The sequence below is a fragment of the Sphingopyxis sp. Root154 genome (genome assembly GCF_001427105.1).
In the GTDB taxonomy this organism is placed as follows: domain Bacteria; phylum Pseudomonadota; class Alphaproteobacteria; order Sphingomonadales; family Sphingomonadaceae; genus Sphingopyxis.
In genome coordinates, this window is the sequence record NZ_LMGI01000004.1 from 395,798 (window position 1) to 417,783 (window position 21,986).

Annotated in this window: 15 protein-coding genes; 5 read left to right on the plus strand and 10 right to left on the minus strand. The window is 64.4% G+C overall.

Features of this window, described 5'->3' with window-relative positions; all coding sequences use genetic code 11:
- Window positions 1-6: 6 nt before the first annotated feature.
- Window positions 7-1,512: an MFS transporter gene (locus ASD73_RS21470; RefSeq protein ID WP_056368114.1), complete on the minus strand. Its 1,506-nt coding sequence runs from the start codon at window positions 1,510-1,512 to the stop codon at window positions 7-9.
- Window positions 1,513-1,620: 108 nt separating this feature from the next.
- Window positions 1,621-2,655, minus strand: a complete 1,035-nt coding sequence (locus ASD73_RS21475) for a LacI family DNA-binding transcriptional regulator (RefSeq protein ID WP_056368116.1) — start codon at window positions 2,653-2,655, stop codon at window positions 1,621-1,623.
- A 318-nt stretch (window positions 2,656-2,973) separates the two neighbouring features.
- Between ASD73_RS21475 and ASD73_RS21480 the strand changes: the two genes are divergently transcribed.
- From ASD73_RS21480 to ASD73_RS21500, 5 genes are all read left to right on the plus strand, one after another.
- On the plus strand, window positions 2,974-5,724 hold the full coding sequence (locus ASD73_RS21480) for a TonB-dependent receptor (protein ID WP_162248183.1): 2,751 nt from the start codon (window positions 2,974-2,976) through the stop codon (window positions 5,722-5,724).
- 61 nt (window positions 5,725-5,785) lie between these two features.
- Complete coding sequence (locus ASD73_RS21485) at window positions 5,786-7,303, plus strand: tryptophan halogenase family protein (RefSeq protein WP_056368292.1); 1,518 nt, start codon at window positions 5,786-5,788, stop codon at window positions 7,301-7,303.
- Window positions 7,300-9,093: an alpha-amylase family glycosyl hydrolase gene (locus ASD73_RS21490; protein WP_200934995.1), complete on the plus strand. Its 1,794-nt coding sequence runs from the start codon at window positions 7,300-7,302 to the stop codon at window positions 9,091-9,093. The genes ASD73_RS21485 and ASD73_RS21490 overlap by 4 nt, the downstream gene beginning before the upstream one ends.
- A 17-nt stretch (window positions 9,094-9,110) precedes the next feature.
- Window positions 9,111-10,751 carry an alpha-amylase family glycosyl hydrolase gene (locus tag ASD73_RS21495; RefSeq protein WP_056368120.1) on the plus strand — a complete coding sequence of 547 codons (1,641 nt, stop codon included), beginning with the start codon at window positions 9,111-9,113 and terminating at the stop codon, window positions 10,749-10,751.
- The gene (locus tag ASD73_RS21500) at window positions 10,751-12,793 is read left to right on the plus strand and encodes a glycoside hydrolase family 97 protein (RefSeq protein ID WP_056368122.1); all 2,043 of its coding nucleotides are present in this window, start codon (window positions 10,751-10,753) and stop codon (window positions 12,791-12,793) included. Before ASD73_RS21495 ends, ASD73_RS21500 begins: the two co-directional genes overlap by 1 nt.
- A 101-nt stretch (window positions 12,794-12,894) precedes the next feature.
- Here the strand turns inward: ASD73_RS21500 and argJ are convergent, their stop codons facing one another.
- The 8 genes from argJ to ASD73_RS21540 all read right to left on the minus strand — a co-directional run bounded on the left by argJ (window position 12,895) and on the right by ASD73_RS21540 (window position 21,888).
- Window positions 12,895-14,121 carry a bifunctional glutamate N-acetyltransferase/amino-acid acetyltransferase ArgJ gene (gene argJ, locus ASD73_RS21505; RefSeq protein WP_056368124.1) on the minus strand — a complete coding sequence of 409 codons (1,227 nt, stop codon included), beginning with the start codon at window positions 14,119-14,121 and terminating at the stop codon, window positions 12,895-12,897.
- A gap of 155 nt (window positions 14,122-14,276) precedes the next feature.
- A complete protein-coding gene (locus ASD73_RS21510; RefSeq protein ID WP_056368126.1) occupies window positions 14,277-15,710 on the minus strand; it encodes an aldehyde dehydrogenase family protein in 1,434 nt (477 codons plus the stop codon).
- Between the two features lie 95 nt (window positions 15,711-15,805).
- Window positions 15,806-17,116, minus strand: a complete 1,311-nt coding sequence (locus tag ASD73_RS21515) for a M20/M25/M40 family metallo-hydrolase (RefSeq protein ID WP_056368129.1) — start codon at window positions 17,114-17,116, stop codon at window positions 15,806-15,808.
- A 56-nt stretch (window positions 17,117-17,172) separates the two neighbouring features.
- Window positions 17,173-17,784, minus strand: coding sequence for a flavodoxin family protein (locus ASD73_RS21520; protein WP_056368130.1), 612 nt, complete (start codon window positions 17,782-17,784; stop codon window positions 17,173-17,175).
- Between the two features lie 53 nt (window positions 17,785-17,837).
- A complete protein-coding gene (locus ASD73_RS21525) occupies window positions 17,838-19,322 on the minus strand; it encodes a PQQ-dependent sugar dehydrogenase (protein WP_082521754.1) in 1,485 nt (494 codons plus the stop codon).
- A gap of 82 nt (window positions 19,323-19,404) precedes the next feature.
- Window positions 19,405-19,923 (minus strand): hypothetical protein, encoded by a 519-nt coding sequence (locus ASD73_RS21530; protein ID WP_056368133.1) that lies wholly within the window; start codon window positions 19,921-19,923, stop codon window positions 19,405-19,407.
- A gap of 142 nt (window positions 19,924-20,065) precedes the next feature.
- A complete protein-coding gene (glnA, locus tag ASD73_RS21535) occupies window positions 20,066-21,478 on the minus strand; it encodes a type I glutamate--ammonia ligase (protein ID WP_056368135.1) in 1,413 nt (470 codons plus the stop codon).
- A 71-nt stretch (window positions 21,479-21,549) separates the two neighbouring features.
- Window positions 21,550-21,888 (minus strand): P-II family nitrogen regulator, encoded by a 339-nt coding sequence (locus tag ASD73_RS21540; protein ID WP_056368137.1) that lies wholly within the window; start codon window positions 21,886-21,888, stop codon window positions 21,550-21,552.
- Window positions 21,889-21,986: the final 98 nt, after the last annotated feature.

Genomic DNA, 21,986 nt, shown 5'->3' on the forward strand with positions numbered 1-21,986 from the left:
GGATCGTCAGCCCTGGCTGGCTTCGGCGTGGGCCTGCGGGTCGACGCGTGTCATCGCGGCGATTGAAAGCAGCAAGGCAAAGGCGGCGAAGGCCATCGTATAGATGGGCTCCCCCGGAAACAGCGATTTCATGATCGAGCCCATCACTGTTGCGACGAGCAATTGCGGGACCACGACGAAGACGTTGAAGAGCCCCATGTAGATGCCGAGCTTCGCTTGCGGCAGGCTGGAGGCGAGGATCGCGTAAGGCATCGCGAGGACCGACGCCCAGAAAATGCCGATGAAGATTTCGCTGATGATCAGCTGCGTGGGATCGCGCAGCAGGAAGAAGCTTCCGTACCCAACCGCGCCGCACGCGAGCCCGACCATGTGCGTCCGCGCCTGCCCAAGACGCCGCGCGAGCCAGGGGAGCAAGGTGAGCGCCGCTACCGCGGCGACGCCGTTATAGATGGCGAACAATTGGCCGACCCAGTTGCCCGCGTCCTGATACGCCGCGCTCGCGGCATCGGTCGTTCCGAAATGATATTGGGCGACGATCGGGGTGGTGTTGATCCACATGATGAACAGCGCCGACCAGCTGAAGAACTGTACGAGCGCCAGCCGCTTCATCAGCGGCGGCATGCCCGAGAAATCGCCGACGATGCTCGACAGCATATTCTTGTCGTTGCCCCGGCGCGCCAGCGCGATCGCGGCGATGCTTGCGAGACCGTAGCCAATGAGCAGCGCGCCGAGCAGCAGCACTTCGCGGAGCAGCGCGAAATGATGCTGGACGAACAGGATGAGGATGCCCGCGGCTGCCCAGGCGAGGCCGCCGCGATAGCTCCGCGACGCGAGTGCGCGGCTGGCCGATGCCGCGTCGGGCGCGGCGCGTTCGAACGCCGCCATCTGTTCGGGGCTATATTCGCCCGTTGTGACGATGGTCCACAGCACCGCGAGGAACAGCGCGATCCCGCCGAACCAGAAGGCATAGCGGACGGTATCGGGGATCTGCCCCGCCGGTGCGACGTTCGCGACGCCCATCGCCTCCATCAGCGAAGGAAACAGCGACCCGACGACGGCGCCCGCGCCGATGAAGGCAGTCTGCACCGCATAGCCGACGCTGTGCTGGTCCTTGCGCAGCATATCGCCGACGAAGGCGCGGAATGGTTCCATCGAGATGTTGAGCGAGGCGTCGAGGATCCACAGCATCATCGCCGCAAACCAGATCGCGGGGCTTTCGGGCATGACGAACAGCGCGATCACGGCGAGGATCGCGCCGGCGAGAAAGTAAGGACGGCGGCGTCCGAGCCGGCCGAGCCAGGTGCGGTCGCTCATATGCCCGACGATCGGCTGGACGAGCAGCCCGGTCAGCGGCGCGGCGACCCACAGGCCGGGCAGGCGTTCGATATCCTCGCCCAGCGACTGGAAGATCCGGCTCATATTCGCATTTTGCAGCGCGAAGCCGATCTGGATGCCGAAAAAGCCGAAGCTGATATTCCATAGGCCGGCAAAGCCCTGCTTCGGCTTTTCCATCATGCGTCTCCCCTTGCGGCCGCTGTCGCGGCTCGCGTTGGTGCGGGTGTTGCAGCGCACACCGGGCAGGGCAAGCGCAGTGCGGCTACGTATACGAATACGTTGGCGTCAGACGGCCGTACTCTGACGCCGGATCAGCCGGGCCGGCAATATCCGCTGTTCGACCGGGCGGCCGTCGATCCGCGCGAGCAGCGCGTCGACGAGCAAGGCTCCCGCGCCCTTCATATCCTGCATCAGCGTGGTCAATGTCGGCGAGGTCAGGCTGGCGGCAGGGATATCGTCGAAGCCGATGATCGCGACGTCCTGCGGCAGCCGCAGCCCCGCTTCGGCCAGTGCGCGCATCGCGCCGATGGCGATCAGGTCGCTCGCGGCGAAAACAGCGTCGAAATTCTGGCCGCTTTCGATCAGCGATCGCGCGGCGGCATAGCCCGAATCTTCCGACGACACCGCATCGCGCTGCAACGCCGGGTCGGGTTCGAGACCCGCGGCGCGCATCGCGCGGCAAAGCCCGTCGTAACGATCCTGGAATTCGGGCGCATGATCCGAAGCATCACCGAGGAAGGCGATACGCCGACGCCCGATCTCGACCAGATGCGCCCCCGCCTGTTCGCCCGCGCCGACATTGTCCGACCCGACGGTCAGCCCGATCCCGTCTTCGGACACGGATCCCCAGCGCACGAACTTGGTCCCCATTTCGACCAGATGCTCGAGCTTGGTGAGGTAAAGCTGATAATCGCCGTAGCCGAGCAGGATGATGCCGTCGGACCGGTGGCTGTCCTGATAGGTGACATGCCAGTCGTTGTGCATCTGCTGGAAACTGATCAGCAGGTCGTAACCGCGCCGCGCACATTCGCGCGTGATCGATCCCAGCATCGACAGGAAGAAGGGGTTGATCATCGATTCGTCGGGGTTCGGGTCCTCGAAGAAGAGCAGGGCGAGCGTATGGGTGCGCTGCGAGCGCAGGCTCGAGGCGTTCTTGTCGACGGTGTAGTTGAGCTCCTGCGCGATCCGCTGGATGTTGGCGCGGGTCGCGGCGCTGACCGATTTGCTGCCTCGCAGTGCGCGCGACACCGTCGGCTGCGAGACGCCCGCCAGATAGGCGATGTCGAAACTCGTCGGCTTGGCCGAGGGCTGACGCCCCATGTGTCTCTCCCTGCGCCGCTGCCTTCCAGGTGGCCGCTGCTCGCCCCGCAGACTAGCGATTGGTCCGGTGGATGCCAAGAAATTGCACGGGGTCGAGTCCCGCGGTTTTCAGTCCCGAAAGCGTTGTATTTCTGCGACAGGGCGCAGCGCTGCATATTATGCGTATACGTATACCCTATGGCGGCGCGGCGTGATTGGTTTCAATTGCGAGGCTCAAGATGGGAAAGCCCACGTGCCGGAGAGGAGCCTGACGGACGCCCCGCGTCCCCCTCCCGATGCATGGGCCAAGACCACCCGTCCGTGCCAGGGGAGCCACATATGACCATGCCGACCAATCTTCGCCGCGACGCGAGCGCCATCGCGCTCGGCTTCGCCTTGACCGCCTTGCTGCCCGGCGCCGCGATGGCGCAGGATGCTGGCACCGCGCCCGTCGACGAGGCGCCGGCCGACGGCGAAATCATCGTCAGCGGCATTCGCGGGGCGATCAACAATTCGGTTCAGGCGAAGAAGAACAGCACCTCGATCGTCGAGGTCGTCTCGGCCGAAGACATCGGCAAGCTGCCCGACCTGTCGATCGCCGAATCGCTGTCGCGCTTGCCGGGTCTTGCAACGCAGCGCCTCGATGGCCGCGCGAACGTCGTGTCGATCCGCGGCCTCGCGCCCGATTTCACCACGACCTTGCTCAACGGCCGCGAACAGGTTTCGGCGAGCAATAACCGCGGCGTCGAGCTCGACCAATATCCGTCCGAGCTGCTCAACGGCGCCATCGTCTACAAGACCCCCGATGCCTCGCTGATCGGGCAGGCGATCGGCGGCACGATCGACATGCGCACGGTACGCCCGCTCGCTTACGGCAAGCGCACGATCGCGGCCGGCGCGCGTTTCGAGATCAACGATCTCGGCAAGCTCAACCCCGATATTTCGAACAAGGGCTATCGCGCCAACATCTCCTATATAGACCAGAATGCCGACGGCACGCTCGGCTGGGCGATCGGTTACGCGCGCATGCAGTCGCCGACCGCCGAGGAACGGTTCAACGCGTGGGGCTATCCCGAAGCGACCGACGGCACGAACACCGCTTTCGTCATCGGCGGCGCCAAGCCCTATGTGAAATCGAACGAATTGAAGCGCGACGGCGTGATGGCGGTCGTCGAATGGGAACCGAGCGACAAATTCCACACGACGATCGACGGTTATTGGTCGAAGTTCAAGGACGAGCAGCGCCTGCGCGGCATCGAATTCCCGCTGTTCTGGGGCAATTCGACCCTCCAGCCCGGCTTCACCGTCGAAGACGGTCTGGTGACGAAGGGCGTTTGGACGGGCACCGAGGCGGTGATGCGCAACGACGTCGTCCATCGCGACTCGACGATCATCGCGGGCGGCTGGAACACGCAGTTCAAGCCCAATGAGAAACTGACGCTCGAACTCGACCTTGGTTATTCGCGGATCAAGAAGACCGAGGAGAATCTGGAAATCTATCTCGGCACCGGTCGCGGCGCGGGCGTCGGCGCGCGCGAAACCGCGCTGGGGTTCGAGATGCGTCCGAAGGGCGGGATCATGTTCGACCCCTCGCTCGACTATGCCGATCCCAATTTGTTCGTGATCACCGATCCGCAGGGCTGGAACAGCTGCGGCGGCGCGGTTGCCAACTGCCAGGACGGCTTCGTCAACACGCCGCGCGTCAAGGACCAGCTGAAATCGCTGCGCCTGCAGGCGACGCAGGAACTCTACGGCGTGCTCAGCAGCATCCGCGTCGGCGCCAATTATTCGGACCGCAAGAAGAGCCTCGACGACCGCGGCTTCGTGCTGACCAGCAAAAATTATCCCGCGAACACCCCGGTGCCCGCCGATTATCTCTATGACCCGGTGTCGCTCGACTTCATCGGCATCCCCGGCATGGTCGCGTTCGACAGCTGGCGTTTCTACAATGACGGAAACTATAATCTGACCGACGGCGCCGGCTTCGACCCGGCGCGTGTCTTCAACGATTATACAATCCGTGAAAAGGTGCTCACCGGCTTTGTGCAGGCGAATTTTGACGCCGATGCGGGAAGCACCCCGATCCGCGGCAACGTCGGCGTTCAGGTTATCCATTCGGACCAGACGGGATCGAGCTTTTATGCGCAGGTCGTCGGCGGCGTCACCCAGTCGACCCCGGTGACCGATGGCGACAAATATACCGACATCTTGCCCAGCATGAACCTGTCGGTCGAATTCGCCGATAACACCTTCCTGCGCTTCGGTGCCGCGCGCGTGCTGGCGCGCGCGCGCATGGACCAACTGAAGCCCGGCGGCGGCGTCAATTTCGATACGTCGAAGCGCAACAACACCGACGTCAACGCGTCGCCCTGGTCGCTCGATCTCGGCAATGCGAAGCTGCGTCCGCTGATGGCCGACACGGTCGATGTCGGGCTCGAGAAATATTTCGGGCAGGGCGGCTATGTCTCGGTCGGCGGCTTCTACAAATATCTCGAAAATTACATCTATCGTCAGGTCAATCCGTTCGACTTCACCGACTTCGAGGTCCCCGATGGCGGCACGGTCGGCACGCGCGCCGGCCTCAGCAAACAGTGGCTGAACGGCAATGCCGGGCGCGTCTATGGCGCCGAAGCTTCCTTCTCGCTGCCCTTCGCAAACTTCACCCAGGCGCTTGACGGTTTTGGCGTGCTCGGCAGCGCCTCCTATACCAAGAGCCGCGTGCGCGAAGGCACGGAGGATGCGATTTCGATGCCCGGCCTGTCGAAATGGGTCATCAACGGAACCGCCTATTTCGAAAAGGATGGTTTCCAGGTGCGTGCATCGGGCCGCTACCGCTCGAAGTTCCTCGCCGAAGTTTCGACGATCAGCCTCGCGCGCGATATGTTCATGGCGAAGAGCGAATTCGTCGTAGATGCGCAGGTCGGATATACGTTCCAGAGCGGTGCGCTCGAAGGGCTGGGTGTGCTGCTGCAGGCGTCGAACCTGACGAATGAGCCGTTCGTGACCTATTACAACAATGATCCGCGCCAGATCCGCGACTACCAGAATTATGGTCGCAACTTCATGGCCGGCATCACCTATAAGTTCTGACGGGACAAGCGGGCCGGGCATGTCCGGCCCGCTTGTCACGGATGCGGACTGGCGAGAGGGAATGAACAGGGTGGGCGACAGTCGCATCACGAAGGTCGTCATCGTCGGCGGCGGAACCGCGGGCTGGATGGCCGCCGCGGCGCTGTCGCGGACGATGGACAATCTGTCGATCCGGCTGGTCGAGAGCGACGAGATCGGCACCGTCGGGGTCGGCGAGGCGACCATTCCCGCGATCCGCCTGTTCAATGCGCTGATCGGCATCGACGAGAATGAGTTCATTCGCGAAACGGGCGGGACGTTCAAGCTCGGCATCCAGTTCCACGACTGGGGCCGGATCGGCGACGTCTATATGCACGCGTTCGGGCAGATCGGGCGCAGCCTCGGCATGCTGCCGTTCCAGCAATATTGGCTCCGCGGCCGTAACGAAGGCGTCGCGGGGCGGCTCGGCGACTCTTCGCTGAACGAAACGGCGGGACGCCAGAACCGCTTCGCGCGGCTGCCGCAAATCCCGAACACCAGCCTCGACGGCATCGCTTACGCCTTTCATTTCGACGCCGCGCTTTATGCGGCATATTTGCGCAAGGTCGCCGAGGCCGCCGGGGTAGAAAGGACCGAAGGCAAGATCGCCAGCGTCCGGCGCAATGGTGAAGGCGGCCATGTCGAAGCCGTCGTGCTGGACAACGGTAAAGCGATCGAAGGCGAGCTTTTCATCGACTGTTCGGGCTTTCGCGCGCTGCTGATCGAGGACGCGCTCGAAACCGGCTTCGAGGACTGGACGCACTGGCTGCCCTGCGATCGCGCGATCGCGGTGCCGAGCGAAAATGCTGGCCCGGCCCGGCCCTATACGCAGGCGATCGCGCACAAGGCCGGCTGGCAATGGCGCATCCCGCTCCAGCATCGGACCGGTAACGGCCACGTCTTCTGCAGCGACTTCATCAGCGAGGATGAGGCGACCGCGACCCTGCTCGCCCATGTCGAAGGCCGCCCGCTCGCCGAACCGCGGACGCTTCGCTTTCGCACCGGGATGCGCAGGAAGGCGTGGAACGCCAATGTCGTCGCGCTTGGTCTCGCCTCGGGTTTCCTCGAGCCGCTTGAATCGACGAGCATCCACTTGATCCAGAACGGGATCGCCAAGCTGCTCGCGCACTTTCCCGATCGCGATTTCGATGCCGCCAATATCGACGGCTATAACCGGCGTGTCCGCTTCGATTACGAACGCATCCGCGACTTCGTCATCCTCCACTATCACGCGAACCAGCGCACCGACGCGCCCTTCTGGATCCGCTGCCGCGAGATGGGCATTCCCGATACGCTGGCGCGCAAGATCGAGCTGTTCAAAAGCCACGGCCAGATTGTCCGCGAGGGCGACGAATTGTTTATCGAGATCGGCTGGTTCCAGGTGCTGACGGGGCAGAATGTCATGCCCGCTGGCTATCATCCGATGGTGGACCAGCTCACCCCCGACGAGCTCGCGGGCTTTTTCGCCGACATCGAAACGATCGTCGCGCGCACCGCGTCGCATTTACCAACCCACGAAGAATTTATCGCGCAGCATTGCGCGGCAGGAGTGCCCGCATGAGCTTGCTCTCATCGATTATCGCGCTGAGCCTGGCGGGCGCTGCGCCCGCTGAGGATTACCGCCAGCGCCCGCCCGAGGACGAAATCATCTATTTCGTCCTTCCCGACCGCTTCGAGAATGGCGATCCCAAGAACGATCGCGGCGGGCTGAAGGGCGACCGGCTCCAGACCGGCTATGACCCGACCGCCAAGGGCTTTTTCAACGGCGGCGACCTCGCCGGCCTCACCAAGCGGCTCGATTATATCGAGGGTCTGGGGGCTACCGCGATCTGGTTCGCGCCGATCTTCAAGAACAAGCCCGTGCAGGGGCCGAAGGGCGACGAAAGCGCGGGCTATCACGGCTATTGGGTCACCGACTTCACGCAGGTCGACCCGCATTTCGGCACCAATAAAGAGTTCAAGGCGTTCGTTGACGCCGCGCACGCGCGCGGGATGAAGGTCTATATGGACATCATCGCCAACCACACCGCCGACGTTATCACTTACAAGGAGGACGCGGCCGGAGGCTTCCGCTACCGCAGTCTCGCCGATTATCCTTATTCGCGGCGCGGCGGGATCAAGGGCGCGGCGATCAATCCGGGCTTTTCTGGCGACCATGTCGCCGATGCGGAGAACTGGAAAAAGCTGACCGACCCGGCTTTCGCCTACACGCCCGTCGTGCCGAAGGGCGAGGAGCGGGTGAAGGTTCCCGCCTGGCTCAACGACCCGATCTATTATCACAACCGCGGCAACAGCGACTGGGTCGGGGAATCGGCGCTCTACGGCGATTTTTCCGGGCTCGACGATCTCGCGACCGAGAACCCGCGCGTCGTTCAGGGTTTCATTGACATCTATGGCCGCTGGATCGACGAATTCGGCATCGACGGTTTCCGGATCGACACCGCCAAGCATGTGAACCCCGAATTCTGGCAGGCCTTCGTACCCGCGATGCAGGCGCGGGCGAAGGCGCGCGGCATTCCCAATTTCCACATCTTCGGCGAAGTCTATGTCGACGCCGTCGATCCGGGCGCGCTCGCCTGGTACACGCATGCGGCGGGTTTGCCCGCGGTGCTCGACTTCGGTTTTGCGCGTGCCGCGATCGATGCGGTGAGCGGGACGAAGGGGACCGACCAGTTCGCGCGGCTGTTCGACGGCGACGCGCTCTACAAGGGCGGGGCAGGGGCCGCGCAAGGGCTGCCGACCTTCCTCGGCAACCACGACATGGGCCGCTTCGCGATGTTCGTGAAAGCGGCGAACCCGAAGGCCAGCGAGGCAGAGCTGCTGCAGCGCGTGATGCTCGGCCATACCATGCTGCTGACGCTGCGCGGGGTGCCGACGATCTATTATGGCGACGAGCAGGGGTTCGTGTCGGACGACAAGGACCAACTCGCGCGCGAAAATATGTTCGCGTCGCAGGTCGCGGCCTATAACGATAACGACCTTATCGGCAGCGACGCGACGACCGCGACCGCCAATTTCGATGCCGCGCATCCGCTCTATCGCCATATCGCGGCGCTGGCAGAAATCCGGCGCAAGACCCCCGCGCTGATGCGCGGCGCTACCAAGGTCCGCGTCTTTTCCGAAAAGCCCGGTCTGCTCGCGGTATCGCGCTTCGATCCCGACACGGGGCGCGAAGTGCTGCTCGCCTTCAACACGTCGACGGCGCCGCTGTCGGCCAATATTGCCATCGATATGAAAAGCGCGCGCTTTACCGCGGTCCACGGCGACTGCCCCGCGGCACCCACCGCGCCGGGTAGTATCCATCTTTCCCTCCCCGCTTTCGGCACGATCATCTGCCAGGCCAGCGAATAAGCGAAGACCACGCCATAATGACCCAGTCCCTCGTCCAGAATGCCAGCTTGCCCGCCGCCGCCGAGGCGCCCTGGTGGAAGGGCGCGGCGATCTATCAGATCTACCCGCGCAGCTTCGCCGATTCGAACGGCGACGGGATCGGCGACCTTGCCGGCATCACCACGCGGCTCGACTATGTCGCCGCGCTCGGCGTCGATGCGATCTGGCTGTCGCCCTTCTACCCCTCACCGATGGATGATTTCGGCTATGACATCGCCGACTATTGCGGCGTCGACCCGATCTTCGGCACGCTCGCCGATTTCGACGCGCTAGTGGCGCGTGCACATGCGCTGGGGCTGAAGGTCACGACCGACCTTGTCTTCGCGCACACCTCCGATCGTCACGCGTGGTTCGCGGAGAGCCGCGCGAGCAAGGACAATGACAAGGCCGACTGGTATGTCTGGGCCGATGCCAAGCCCGACGGGTCGCCGCCGACCAACTGGCAGTCGGTGTTCGGCGGCCCGGCGTGGACGTGGGACGCGCGGCGCGGCCAATATTATATGCATAATTTCCTGGCGTCGCAGCCGCAGCTCAACGTCCACAACGCGGCGGTGCAGGACGCGCTGCTCGGCGTCGTGCGGTTCTGGCTCGATCGCGGCGTCGATGGGTTTCGCATCGATGCGATCAACTTCTCGATGCACGATCCCGAACTGCGCGACAATCCGCCCGCGCCGCCGTCGAACAAGGTCCGCACCCGCCCGTTCGATTTCCAGCAGAAAATCCATAACCAGTCGCACCCCGACATCCCGCTCTTCCTCGAACGCATCCGCGCGCTGACCGATCAATATGAGGGCAGCTTCACCGTGGCCGAGGTCGGCGGCGATGATGCGGTGCGCGAGATGAAGCTGTTTACCGCGGGCGACGGCCGCCTCAACAGCGCCTATGGCTTCGACTTCCTCTATGCCGACCGGCTGACGCCGCAACTCGTGCGCGAGGCGGCCGAACAATGGCCCGATACGCCGGGGCTCGGCTGGCCGAGCTGGGCGTTCGAAAATCACGACGCGCCGCGCGCCGTGTCGCGCTGGACCCCCGAAGGCGTCGACGGGCAAGCCTATGCGCGGATGAAGATGGCGCTGCTCTGCGCGCTGCGCGGCAATATCATCCTCTACAATGGCGAGGAACTGGGGCTCGACCAGGTCGAGATTCCGTTCGAGCTGGTGAAGGATCCCGAGGCGCTCAAGAACTGGCCGCTGACGCTGTCGCGCGACGGCGCGCGCACCCCGCTGCCATGGGCGGCAGGCGAGGCGCATGCGGGCTTTTCGATAGCCGATCCGTGGCTGCCGCTGGGTTCGACGCACGATGCGCTCGCGGTCGACCGGCAACAGGACGATCCCGCGTCGCTGCTCAACCTCACGCGCCAGCTGGTCGGACTGCGCGCCGCGCACCCCGCGCTGCGCCTCGGCCGCGACGCGCGCTGGATTGCCGAGGGCGATCTCCTCGGTTTCGACCGCATCGCGGACGGCGACCATATCCGCTGCCTCTTCAATCTCGGTGGCGCGATAATCGACGTCGCGGCCCATGGCGCGGGCGGCACGCCCATCGCTGCACTCAACGGCGCTGATCCGGCGCATCTGCCGCCGTGCGGCGCTCTCTGGCTGAAACTCGAAGGAACAAATTGATGCGTAGCCTGTTCGCCGCCCTCCCGCTGCTCGCCGTGGCAGCGGCGCCCGCCTTCGCGCAGGACAAACGGCCCGAGCAGACAGCCTCGTCGCCAGACGGCGCCATCACGCTCAGCGTGTCGACCGACAACGACCAGCGGCCGACCTGGTCGCTGTCGCGCAAGGGCAAGCTGTTGATCGCGCCGTCGAAGCTCGGTTTCATCCTCGCCGACCGCATCGGGCTGCAACGCGGCTTTGCGATCGAAAGCGTCGAGCGCGCGAGCGGCGATACGCGTTGGGAACAGGCGTGGGGCGAGCGCCGCTTCGTGCGCGACCGGCACAATGAGCTGCTCGTCCGCTTCCGCCAGAACGAAAGCTGGGGCGGCCATGCGATGAACGTGCGCTTCCGCCTGTTCGACGACGGCATCGGCTTCCGCTACGAACTGCCCGAACAGGCGGGGCTCCCGACCGCGAAGATCGTCGATGAAATCACCGAATTCGACATCGCGCCCAAGGGCACCGCTTGGTGGATCACCGGCGGCGAGTGGAACCGCTACGAGCAAATCTATCAGAAAACGCCCATCGACGCGGTCGCGACTGCGCACACGCCGATCACGATGCGCCTCGACGACGGAACGCATCTGGCATTCCACGAAGCGGCGCTCGTCGACTATGCCGGCATGTGGTTCAAGCGCGCCGAGGGGCAGAAGTTCCGCGCTACGCTGTCACCGTCATCGCAGGGCGCACGCGTCGTGCGCGACCTGCCGTTCGCGACGCCGTGGCGGACGATCCGGATTGCCGACACTGCGGCGGGCCTCGTCGAAAGCGATCTCGAACTCAACCTCAACGAACCGAACAAGCTGGGCGATGTCACCTGGTTCAAGCCGACGAAATATATCGGCATCTGGTGGGGGATGATCCGCGGCGACTGGAGCTGGGCCGAGGGGCCGAAGCATGGCGCGACGACCGAGCGTACGAAGCAGTATATCGACTTCGCCGCGAAGCACGGTTTCGGCGGCGTGCTCGTCGAAGGCTGGAACAAGGGCTGGAACGGAAACTGGTTCGGCCATGGCGACGAGTACAGCTTTACCCAGGCGACCCCCGATTTCGACCTGAAAGCCGTGACCGACTATGCGCGTAAAAAGGGCGTCCAGCTGATCGGCCACCACGAAACCGGCGGCAATATCGCGGTCTATGAGGCGCAGCTCGACGACGCGATGAAGCTCTATGGCCAGCTCGGCGTCGGGACGGTCAAGACCGGCTATGTCGCCGACGCGGGCGGGATCATTGCGCCCGGCGCCACGCCGGGCACGACCGCGATGGAATGGCACGATGGCCAGCGTCAGGTGCAGCATCATCTGAAAGTTGTCGAAACCGCCGCCAAATATCATGTCGCGGTCAATCCGCACGAACCGATCAAGGACACCGGCCTGCGCCGGACCTATCCCAACTGGGTCGCGCGCGAAGGCGCGCGCGGCATGGAATATAACGCTTGGGGCGCCTTTGCGAACGGCCCGGACCATGAACCGACGCTCGTCTATACACGCATGCTGTCGGGGCCGATGGACTTCACGCCGGGCGTGCTGAGCCTCGAGGGCGCGAACAAGGCGCCGCTCGCCTCGACGCTCGCAAAGCAGCTCGGGCTTTACCTCGCCATCTATTCGCCGATCCAGATGGCCGCCGATTTCGTCGAGAATCTGGAAGCGCATCCGCGCGAGCTCGAATTCATCAAGCAGGTTCCCGCCGACTGGTCCGAAAGCCGCCTGATCGCGGGCGAGGTCGGCGATTATGCGATCTTCGCGCGCAAGGACCGGGGCAGCGCCGACTGGTATGTCGGCGGGGTCAACGACGCGACCGAACGCACGTTGACGCTGGGCTTCGATTTCCTCGAACCCGGAAAAACCTATACCGCGACGGTCTGGAAGGATGGTGAGGGTGCCACCTACCTGACCGACGCGCGGCACCGCATCGCCTATGACAGAATCAAGGTGAAGAAGGGCGACAGCTACAAGCTCTGGCTCGCACCGGGCGGGGGCGCCGCGATGCGGCTTTCACGGGACTGATGAAGGCGTCGCACGGTCAGGCAGCGGCGCACAGCGGCAGGATACAAACTCTGAGAAATTCACAAACTTAGAGCGGTGTATGGCACTATTGGAGGCGATCATCAGCTCCGATAGTCGGCGTTGATGCTGATATATCCGTGGGTGAGGTCGCACGTCCAAACGGTCGCGCGGCCTTCGCCGAGTCCCAGGTCGGCGCCGACGCGGATGTCCTGACCTGTAAGATGCGCCGCGACCGGCGCTTCGTCATAGCCGTCGATGGGCAGCCCGTCCTTCGCGACCCAATGATCGCCGAAGCGGATCGCGAGCCGGTCGCGGTCGGCGGGTTCGCCGGCTTTGCCCACTGCCATCACGACGCGGCCCCAGTTGGCGTCCTCGCCCGCGATCGCAGTCTTGACCAGCGGCGAATTGGCAATCGCGAGCGCGACGCGCTTGGCGCTGACATCGCTGATGGCGCCGGTCACCTGTATCTCGATGAACTTCGACGCGCCTTCGCCATCGCGCACGACCTGTTGTGCAAGGTCGAGCGCGACCTCGCGGATCGCGGCATAGAGCGCATCGGCGCCCGGATCGTCGCGCGTGGTCAGGGTGGCATTGCCCGCCTGCCCGGTCGCGAAAAGCAGCACCGTGTCGCTGGTCGAGGTGTCGCTGTCGACGGTGATGCTGTTGAAGCTACCGCCGGTCGCTTCGCTCAGCATCTCCTGCAACAGCGCGGGCGCGACCGCGGCGTCGGTGAAGATATAGCCGAGCATCGTCGCCATGTCGGGGGCGATCATGCCCGAACCCTTGACGATCCCGGCGACATGAACGGTCGTGTCGCCGATCACGGCGCTTGCGGCCGAACCCTTGGCGAAGGTGTCGGTGGTGCCGATGGTGTCGGCGGCCGCCTCCCACGAGCAGGGCTCGGCGGTGAGCGCGGCCTCGACCCCGGCGCGCGCCTTGTCCTTGGGCAAGGGCACGCCGATGACGCCGGTCGAGCTGACGAACACCTCGCTCGGCTCGCAGCCGAGGTGGCCGGCGACCTGTTCCATGATCTGCTCGACCGCCTCGCGCCCGCGATAACCGGTGAACGCGTTGCTGTTGCCCGCGTTGACGATCAGCGCACGGCCTGCGCCGCCCTTGACCTGTTCGCGGCCGAGCTCGACTTCGGACGAGCAGCAGACGTTGCGCGTGAACACGCCCGCCACGGTGGTGCCGGGGGTTAGCTCGACATAGGTGAGGTCGCAGCGGTCCCAATTCTTGTACTGCGCGCGCGCGACGCGGCGCGTCACTCCGGCGATGTCGGGAAGGGCGGGGAAGGCGGCGGGGGCGAGGGGCGAGCGGGTGGTCATGGGGGGCGCATAATCGCTATCGGCCCAAAGCAAAACCCCTCCCGCAAGCGGGAGGGGTAGTGAGACTTGCGGACTTGTCCGCTATTCGCAGCGGGGTGGGCTGTAGCAATGGCGCTGCCCACCCCCGACCCCTCCCGCAATCGCGAGGGGAGAGGTTACGCCGGAATGCCGCTGATCGACTTCACTTCCATGAAATCCTTGAGACCGAACACGCCGCCTTCGCGGCCGTTGCCCGACGCCTTGTAGCCGCCGAACGCCGCGCCCGGGCCGGGGCCCCACGCGTTGACCGCGACCATGCCAGCGCGCAGTTTCGGTGCCACGGCGGCGGCCTTGGCCGGATCGCCCGAGATGACCGCCGACAGACCATATTCGGTGTCGTTGGCGATATCGACGGCTTCGTCGAGGTCGCCATAGGCCATGATCGTCGCGACGGGGCCGAAGATTTCCTCGTTGGCGATGCGCATGTCGCGCGTGACGCCCGAGAAGACCGTCGGCTTGATATAATAGCCGCGGTTGACGTTGCTCGGCAGGCCGGTGCCGCCGGTCTCGAGCGTCGCGCCTTCGTCTATCGCCGACTGGATGAGGCCCTGGATCTTGTCGAACTGCGCCTTGTTGACGACGGGGCCGATGTGGCCACCCTCGGCCTGCGGATCGCCGACCGAGGTGCCGTCGAACATCGCCTTGATGAAGCCGGCGGCTTCGGCTTCCCGATCCTTCTGGACGAGGATGCGCGTCGGCGCGATGCAGCTCTGGCCGGTGTTGACGAGCACGCCCTGCACCGTCGGCGGCAGCACGGCGGCGAAATCGGCGTCGGGCAGGACGATGTTCGGCGACTTGCCGCCGAGTTCCTGATGGACGCGCTTCACCGTGTCGGCCGCCGCCTTGGCGACGAGGATGCCGGCGCGGGTCGAGCCGGTGAAGCTCACCATTTCGATGCCGGGGTGCGCCGAAATCGCATTGCCGACAGTCGGTCCGTCACCCTGGACGAGGTTGAAGACGCCCGGCGGCACGCCCGCCGCATCCAGGATTTCGGCGAAGATCGTCGCGTTGCCCGGGCATTCTTCGGAGGGCTTCAGCACCATCGTATTGCCGGCGGCGAGCGCCGGGGCGACCTTTAGCGCGATCTGGTTGAGCGGCCAGTTCCACGGCGTGATCATGCCGACGACGCCGATCGGTTCGTAAGCGATGACGCCTGCGGCATATTTTTCGGTGAAGCTGAAGTCTTTCAACGCCGCGATGGTGCCGAGGAAGCCGCCGATGCCCGCGCCGACCTGCGCGGTGCCCGCGAAGCTGACGGGAGCGCCCATTTCACTCGCCATTGACTTGGCAAGGTCGGGTGCGCGCTTCTTATATTCCTCGACGATGCGGTTCAGCAGGTCGAGCCGTTCCTCACGCGTCGTCTGCGACCAGCTCTTGAGCGCTTCGCGCGCCGCAGCGACGGCATCGTCGACGTCGGCGGCGGTGCCGAGGACGATCGTCGAGGCCGCCTCTTCGGTCGCCGGGTTGATCACGTCGTGCGGCTTGCCGCCCTTGCTGTCGACCCATTGGCCGCCGATGTAATTCTGCTTGAGGTGCGTTTCGGTGCTCATGTCCTGTCTCCCATCGGCGGTGAATCCGTCTCGGATTGCTACCTAATCACTGTGGCGGATGAATCAAGCGAAGGCCAACTGCCAATTGCGGCAGGTCAGCGTTTTTCAGCAGAAAGACGTGACATCAGGATGGCAGCGCGCGTCGCCTGCCGCGCGATGCTGGGGATATCGACCGCTTCGCCCGGCGCATGGTCGCCGGTGCTGTACGGCCCGAGTCCCGCGAGCCCGTCGACATCGGCGGCGACGAAGCTGATGTCGCCCGCGCCGCGCTTCAGCGGGTCGAGCGGCGCCATCTCGGCCAGCCCGAGGTCGCGGTTCACGCCGTTGAGTTTCGCAAGCAAGGCGCGGTTGCCGTCGGTCGGCGCCATCGAGGGATAGCCGCCGGGGTCGAAGGCGATCTTTGCGTCGGTGCCGGCGGCATGCTCGGCGACGATCGCCGCCATCTTCGCTTTTACCCGCGCGATCTGTTCGGGTGACAGCGCGCGGAGGTCGCCGCGCGCGACCGCGATCGGCGCGATGATGTTGGTCTTGCCGGTCACCGTCGCACGGATGCCGCCCGCGTCGAGCTCGGCCTGCTGCCCGCCGGCGATCAGCCCGACGTTGAAGGTCAGGTTCGGTTCGGGAAGCTCGGTACGAAAGCGCTGGATGATGCGCGTCAGCTCGTAGATCGCGCCGTCGCCCGCCGCGGCGCTGAAGATGCCCGAGCTGTGCGCGCTCTTGCCCGTCGCGGTGACGGTCCAGCTATCCGACGAACGCCGTGCGACCGATCCCATATCGGCGCCACCATCGCGGACGAGCCCCTCGAAATCGAGCGCGACGTCGCTGCGTTTGCCCGCCGCGATCAGGTCGGCGCGGGCTTTCTCGATCGGCGTGCCCGAATCCTCCTCGTCGCCGGTCATGTGGATTTCGATATTGGCGTCCTTTAGCGTCCCCGCCGCCTGCATCGCGCGGAGCGCCGCGACGATTACGACCATGCCGCCCTTGTCGTCACCCGCGCCGGGGCCTTCGCCCATATCGCCCTTGCGGGTGAATTTCTGGAAAGGCGAGTCGGGCTCGAACACCGTATCGAGATGGGCGATCAGCAGCAGGCGCTTGGCATCGGGTTTGCCGCTATGGGTCGCGATCAAATGGCCGGCGCGGCCGGTGTCGCGCATCGGCTTCCATTCGACCTTGAAACCCAAGGGTTCGAGTTCGGCGCGCATCATCGCTCCGACCTTTTCGACGCCTTCGAGATTGAGCGAGCCGCTGTTCTGATTGACGAGCTTTTCGAGCAGCGCGAGGTTGCGGTCCTGTTCGGCCGCGACCGTCTTTGCCATCGCGCTTTCGGCTTTCGACAGCTTCGCCTGTGCGACGGGCGCGAGTGCAAGCCCAAGGGCGACGAGAGCGGCAAAAGGCAGTGATTTCATGGGGAGGCTCCTCTGGACAGCCTCTTGTGCCGCCTCGGCGACGCCTCGGCAAGCGCTCAGCCGGGGTACGGTGCCTGTTTGAGCAGCCGCGCGAGGTGCGCTGCGTTGGCGGCGACCATTTTCGCGGTTTCGGTGACCTTGCGCGGGCGATGTTCGAGGTCCTTGAAGTCGCTTGACCCCATCGCCTCGCCGACCCAATAGCAGGCGGCGACCGCGGGGATCGTCCAGCCAACATCGTTCAGCGCCTGGAAGATTTGCGCCGAGACATTGTGGGCGCCATCCTCATTGCCGACGATCGCGGCGACCGCGACCTTCGAATAGCTCGGCATCCGGCCCGCATCGTTGGTCTCGCTCAGAAACGCGTCCATGCGCTCCATCACGAGCTTTGCAACGCTCGACGCCTGTCCCATCCAGATCGGGGTGCCGAAGATCAAGATATCGGCGGCGAGGATCTGTTCGCGAATTTTAGGCCAGTCATCGTCCGATCCCTGGTTTGAGGTCACGCCCCATTTGACATTATGCGCGGCGATCCGGATCGGGTTGCCGACCGTCACGCCCAGAGCCGCGAAATGTTCGGCGAGCACGGCGATCATCGCGTCGGTCGAGCTCGCGCGCCCCTTCGCCGAGAGCGAGCAGTTGATGGCGGCGGCGGTCAGGGGAGCGGGCATGCCATTTCCTTTGCGGGTTGCCGCCCCCGCAAAGGAAAGCGCGTCGGTCCGGCTCAGGTTCCCTGACGCACCATGAAGATGTCGCCGCCGCCGATGTTGATCAGGAACAAATTGCCCGCGCTGTCCTCGCCGAACGAGGCGATCGAATTCAGCGTCCCGGCGTCGGGTGCGAAATCCTCGTTCCGCCGCGCGAAGCGCGCGGAGGCGAGCGTCTGGCCGGGGACGAGGCTGGCGAAAGACACCGACCAGATATTGCCCGAGACGAAATCGGCAAAGACATATTGACCTTGCAAGGACGCCACCGGGCCGCGGTAGACATAGCCGCCGGTGATCGAATTGCCCTGCCGCGGACCGCTGCCATGGCCATATTCGGCGACCGGGTCGGTGAGCCCGCCGGGCGCCGTGCCGGTGAAAGGCTGGGTGCCTTCCTTGAAGCGCCAGCCGAAGTTCAGCCCCGGCCCGGTGGTCGTCACCAGGTCGATTTCTTCGACCGCGCCTTGCCCGACGTCGCCAATGATCAGCGTCGATCCCGAGAAGGAGGTACGGAACGGGTTGCGGAGGCCCAGTGCGTAGACATATGGATCACCACCCCCGCCGAGATAGGGGTTGCCGGGCGCCGGAGTGAAGAAGGTCGGCGACGCACCTGCATAGGGATCTTCGACCACCCTGATCCGCAAGATCTTGCCGAGCCGCGAATTGGGGTTCTGGGCATTGTTGCCGGGATCGCCCGAGCCGCCGCCGTCGCCGACGCCGACATAAAGAAAGCCGTCGGGACCGAAGACCATCGAGCCTCCGTTATGATTGTTCGCGCCGGGATGCGGTATCGTGAGCCTCGCCAATATTTGCGGCGTTCCGGAGAGGGTTCCATATTCACGAATCTCGATATCGCCCGCGGCATTGGTGCAATAGATCATGAAGCGATCGGAATTCGCCGGATTCGGCAGCAGCGCCATGCCGAGTAATCCGCGCTCGCCGTCGACTGACAGATCGCCGACCGTGAAGCGCAGCGTCTTAACGCCCGTCGAGGGATTCAGGCGATAGACCCGTCCCGCCTTTTCCAGCACATAGACGTCGCTGCTGCCCGGAATGCCGAGAACATAGGTTGGCTGGGTGAAACCGGTGCCGACGCGCGCGACGGCGATGCCCTCGCGGCTGTTGGTGACGGTGATGTTGACCGTTTGCGTCGCGCTGGCGCTGGCGTCGCCGACGCGGAGCTGGACCGCGTAGATATTGTCGCCGTTAGCATCGCCGGGCAGGTCGTAATCGGGCGCGGCGTTGAAGCGCAGTGCGCCGGCGGCGGTGATCGAGAAGAGCGCGGCATCGGCGCCGCCGTCGATGGTGAAGGTCAGCGCATTGCCGTCCGGATCGCTCGCGGTCGCCTGATAGGCCGCCGCCGTATTTTCGGCGACGCTGGCGGTCTGGAGCGAGGTGAAGCTGGGCGGTGCATTGGTCGGGGGCGGATTGCCGTTCCCGCTTCCGTTGCCTCCACAGGAAGCCAGCAACAGCGGAGCCAGCATCATGGCAAGACGTAACCGCATGAAAATAATCTTTCCTGACCCGCTCCTCGCGCGGACCTTGCCATCGCCCCGCTCGCACAACAAGGGCGAAAGGCTGATCCCGTCAGGCCGGCTCTTTCGCCTCCTCGAAATCGTCGAGCCTGTCGAGTGCGTCGCGGGCGATCTTTTCCAGGACAATGCGGTTCACCATCAGGCCCTTGGCGTCATGGCCTTTCAGCTCGTCGACGGTGAAGGCGACGCGCGTGCGCGCGGGCGCCAGCTCCTCGAAAGTGAATTTGAGCCCGGTGGTCAGCGCGCCGTCGTCGACGCTGTAGATCAGATGCGCTTCGCGGGGGATTTCCATCGCGACGGCGATCTTGACCTTTTGTGCCTCGGGCCGCTCGTCTGGGATCATCGTATCGAACCCGGGTTCGCCCTTTTGCACGACAAGTTCGTAGAGGCGCGTCGACCCGCCGTTGGTGACGAGCGGCAGGCCGGTGAAGGCACTGTCGTTGCCGAACATCTTGGCAAACACCTGTTCGCGCGGCGCCGCGACGGTCCGCGTCTGGTTCGCCAGTTCGGCCATTTTGCCGCAGCCGGTCGCCAGCAGCATCGCCGCAATCGGAACCATCATGCGCAACATCGAGCATTCCCTCCCCGGAAAGACCGGCCTTCTCTTAACGCGAAGGGCTTACCAAAGCGTAATGGGCGGCAGACGGCCAAAAGGAAAGGGCGTCCGGTTCCCCCGAACCGGACGCCCTCCCTTGGCGTGCTGATCGCTGCGATCAGGCGCTGTAGTACATGTCGAATTCGACCGGGCTGGGTGTCTGTTCGAAACGATAGACCTCGTCCCACTTCAGTTCGACATAGGCTTCGATCTGGTCTTTCGAGAACACGTCACCCTTGAGCAGGAAGTCGTGGTCCGCGAGCAGGCTGTCGAGCGCTTCGCGCAAGCTGGCGCAAACGGTCGGGACTTCGCTCAGTTCCTCGGGCGGCAGGTCGTACAGATTCTTGTCCATCGGGTCGCCCGGGTGGATCTTGTTCTGGATGCCGTCGAGGCCCGCCATCAGCAGCGCCGAATAGCAGAGATAGGGGTTCGCCATCGCGTCGGGGAAGCGGAACTCGACGCGCTTCGACTTGGCGCCCGCACCGTAAGGAATGCGGCACGAGGCCGAACGGTTGCGGCTCGAATAAGCGAGCAGCACCGGGGCTTCGAAGCCGGGGACGAGGCGCTTGTAGCTGTTCGTCGTCGGGTTGGTGAAGGCGTTCAATGCCTTGGCATGCTTGACGACGCCGCCGATGAAATAAAGGCACATGTCGCTGAGGCCCGCATAGCCGTTGCCGGCGAAGAGCGGCTTGCCCTTTTCCCAGATCGAGATGTGGGTGTGCATGCCGCTGCCGTTATCGTCCTTGATCGGCTTCGGCATGAAGGTCGCGGTCTTGCCATAGGCATGCGCGACCTGGTGCACGACGTACTTGTAGATCTGCATGCGGTCGGCGGTTTCGGTGAGCGTGCCGAAGGTCAGGCCGAGCTCGTGCTGTGCCGCGGCGACTTCATGGTGATGCTTGTCACACGGCAGGCCGAGTTCGAGCATCGTCGAGACCATTTCGGCGCGGATGTCGACGGCGCTGTCGACCGGCGCGACGGGAAAATAGCCGCCCTTGGCGCGCGGACGGTGGGCGAGGTTGCCGCCTTCATAGCTGCGACCGGTGTTGGTCGGGAGTTCGATATCGTCGATCTCGAAGCCCGACTTGTTGTAGCCGGTTTCGAAACGGACGTCGTCGAACATGAAGAATTCGGCTTCGGGGCCGACATAGACGGTGTCGCCGATGCCGGTCGAGGCGACATAGGCCTCGGCGCGTTTCGCGGTCGTGCGCGGATCGCGCGCATAGCCTTCGCCGGTCGACGGCTCGACGATGTCGCAGAAGATTACGAGCATCGGGGTCGCCGAGAAGGGATCGTCATAGACAGCGTCGAGGTCGGGCTTCAGGATCATGTCCGACTCGTTGATCGCCTTCCAGCCTTCGATCGACGAACCGTCGAACATCAGGCCGTCTTCGAGCTCGTCCTCGCCGAGGACGGAGGCGACCATGGTCAGGTGCTGCCACTTGCCCTTGGGGTCGGTGAAGCGCAGGTCGACCCACTCGATGTCGTTTTCCTTGATCCGCGCGATGATATCCTTGGGCTTCGTAGCCATCGTCTATGCTTCCTTCTTGCGAAATGATCCGGCGTGCCGGGGATTGTCGGGTTTTCGAAAAGTGCGAAAGGTTAAAGCGCGTCCTCGTTGCGTTCGCCGGTGCGGATGCGGAGCGCGGTCTCGACCGGAATGACGAAGATCTTGCCGTCGCCGATGCGGCCGGTCTGCGCAGCGGCAGCGATCGCCTCTACGACGCGTTCGGCCATCGTGTCTTCGACGATGACCTCCAGCTTCACCTTGGGCAGAAAGTCGACGACATATTCGGCGCCGCGATACAGTTCGGTGTGACCCTTCTGCCGTCCGAAACCCTTGGCCTCGGTGACGGTGATGCCGCTGACACCGACTTCGTGCAGCGCTTCCTTCACTTCGTCGAGCTTGAACGGCTTGATGATCGCCTCAATCTTCTTCACGCTTTTCGTCCCCCTTTGGGCTGGCCGCCGCTCCTTGCGCGTCAAGCCGGATCAGGCGTGCCTGGTCCGGTCTGCCGTCGAGTCGGTGCGATGTCCCG

What these genes read in the sequence shown, in the direction of transcription:
- ASD73_RS21495 (WP_056368120.1), top strand. Translation starts at nt 9,111, where the DNA reads ATGACCCAGTCCCTCGTCCAGAATGCCAGCTTGCCCGCCGCCGCCGAG.
- glnA (WP_056368135.1), bottom strand. Translation starts at nt 21,478, where the DNA reads ATGGCTACGAAGCCCAAGGATATCATCGCGCGGATCAAGGAAAACGAC.
- ASD73_RS21520 (WP_056368130.1), bottom strand. Translation starts at nt 17,784, where the DNA reads ATGCCCGCTCCCCTGACCGCCGCCGCCATCAACTGCTCGCTCTCGGCG.
- ASD73_RS21525 (WP_082521754.1), bottom strand. Translation starts at nt 19,322, where the DNA reads ATGCGGTTACGTCTTGCCATGATGCTGGCTCCGCTGTTGCTGGCTTCC.
- ASD73_RS21480 (WP_162248183.1), top strand. Translation starts at nt 2,974, where the DNA reads ATGACCATGCCGACCAATCTTCGCCGCGACGCGAGCGCCATCGCGCTC.
- ASD73_RS21515 (WP_056368129.1), bottom strand. Translation starts at nt 17,116, where the DNA reads ATGAAATCACTGCCTTTTGCCGCTCTCGTCGCCCTTGGGCTTGCACTC.
- ASD73_RS21500 (WP_056368122.1), top strand. Translation starts at nt 10,751, where the DNA reads ATGCGTAGCCTGTTCGCCGCCCTCCCGCTGCTCGCCGTGGCAGCGGCG.
- ASD73_RS21490 (WP_200934995.1), top strand. Translation starts at nt 7,300, where the DNA reads ATGAGCTTGCTCTCATCGATTATCGCGCTGAGCCTGGCGGGCGCTGCG.
- ASD73_RS21470 (WP_056368114.1), bottom strand. Translation starts at nt 1,512, where the DNA reads ATGGAAAAGCCGAAGCAGGGCTTTGCCGGCCTATGGAATATCAGCTTC.
- argJ (WP_056368124.1), bottom strand. Translation starts at nt 14,121, where the DNA reads ATGACCACCCGCTCGCCCCTCGCCCCCGCCGCCTTCCCCGCCCTTCCC.
- ASD73_RS21475 (WP_056368116.1), bottom strand. Translation starts at nt 2,655, where the DNA reads ATGGGGCGTCAGCCCTCGGCCAAGCCGACGAGTTTCGACATCGCCTAT.
- ASD73_RS21510 (WP_056368126.1), bottom strand. Translation starts at nt 15,710, where the DNA reads ATGAGCACCGAAACGCACCTCAAGCAGAATTACATCGGCGGCCAATGG.
- ASD73_RS21530 (WP_056368133.1), bottom strand. Translation starts at nt 19,923, where the DNA reads ATGTTGCGCATGATGGTTCCGATTGCGGCGATGCTGCTGGCGACCGGC.
- ASD73_RS21485 (WP_056368292.1), top strand. Translation starts at nt 5,786, where the DNA reads ATGAACAGGGTGGGCGACAGTCGCATCACGAAGGTCGTCATCGTCGGC.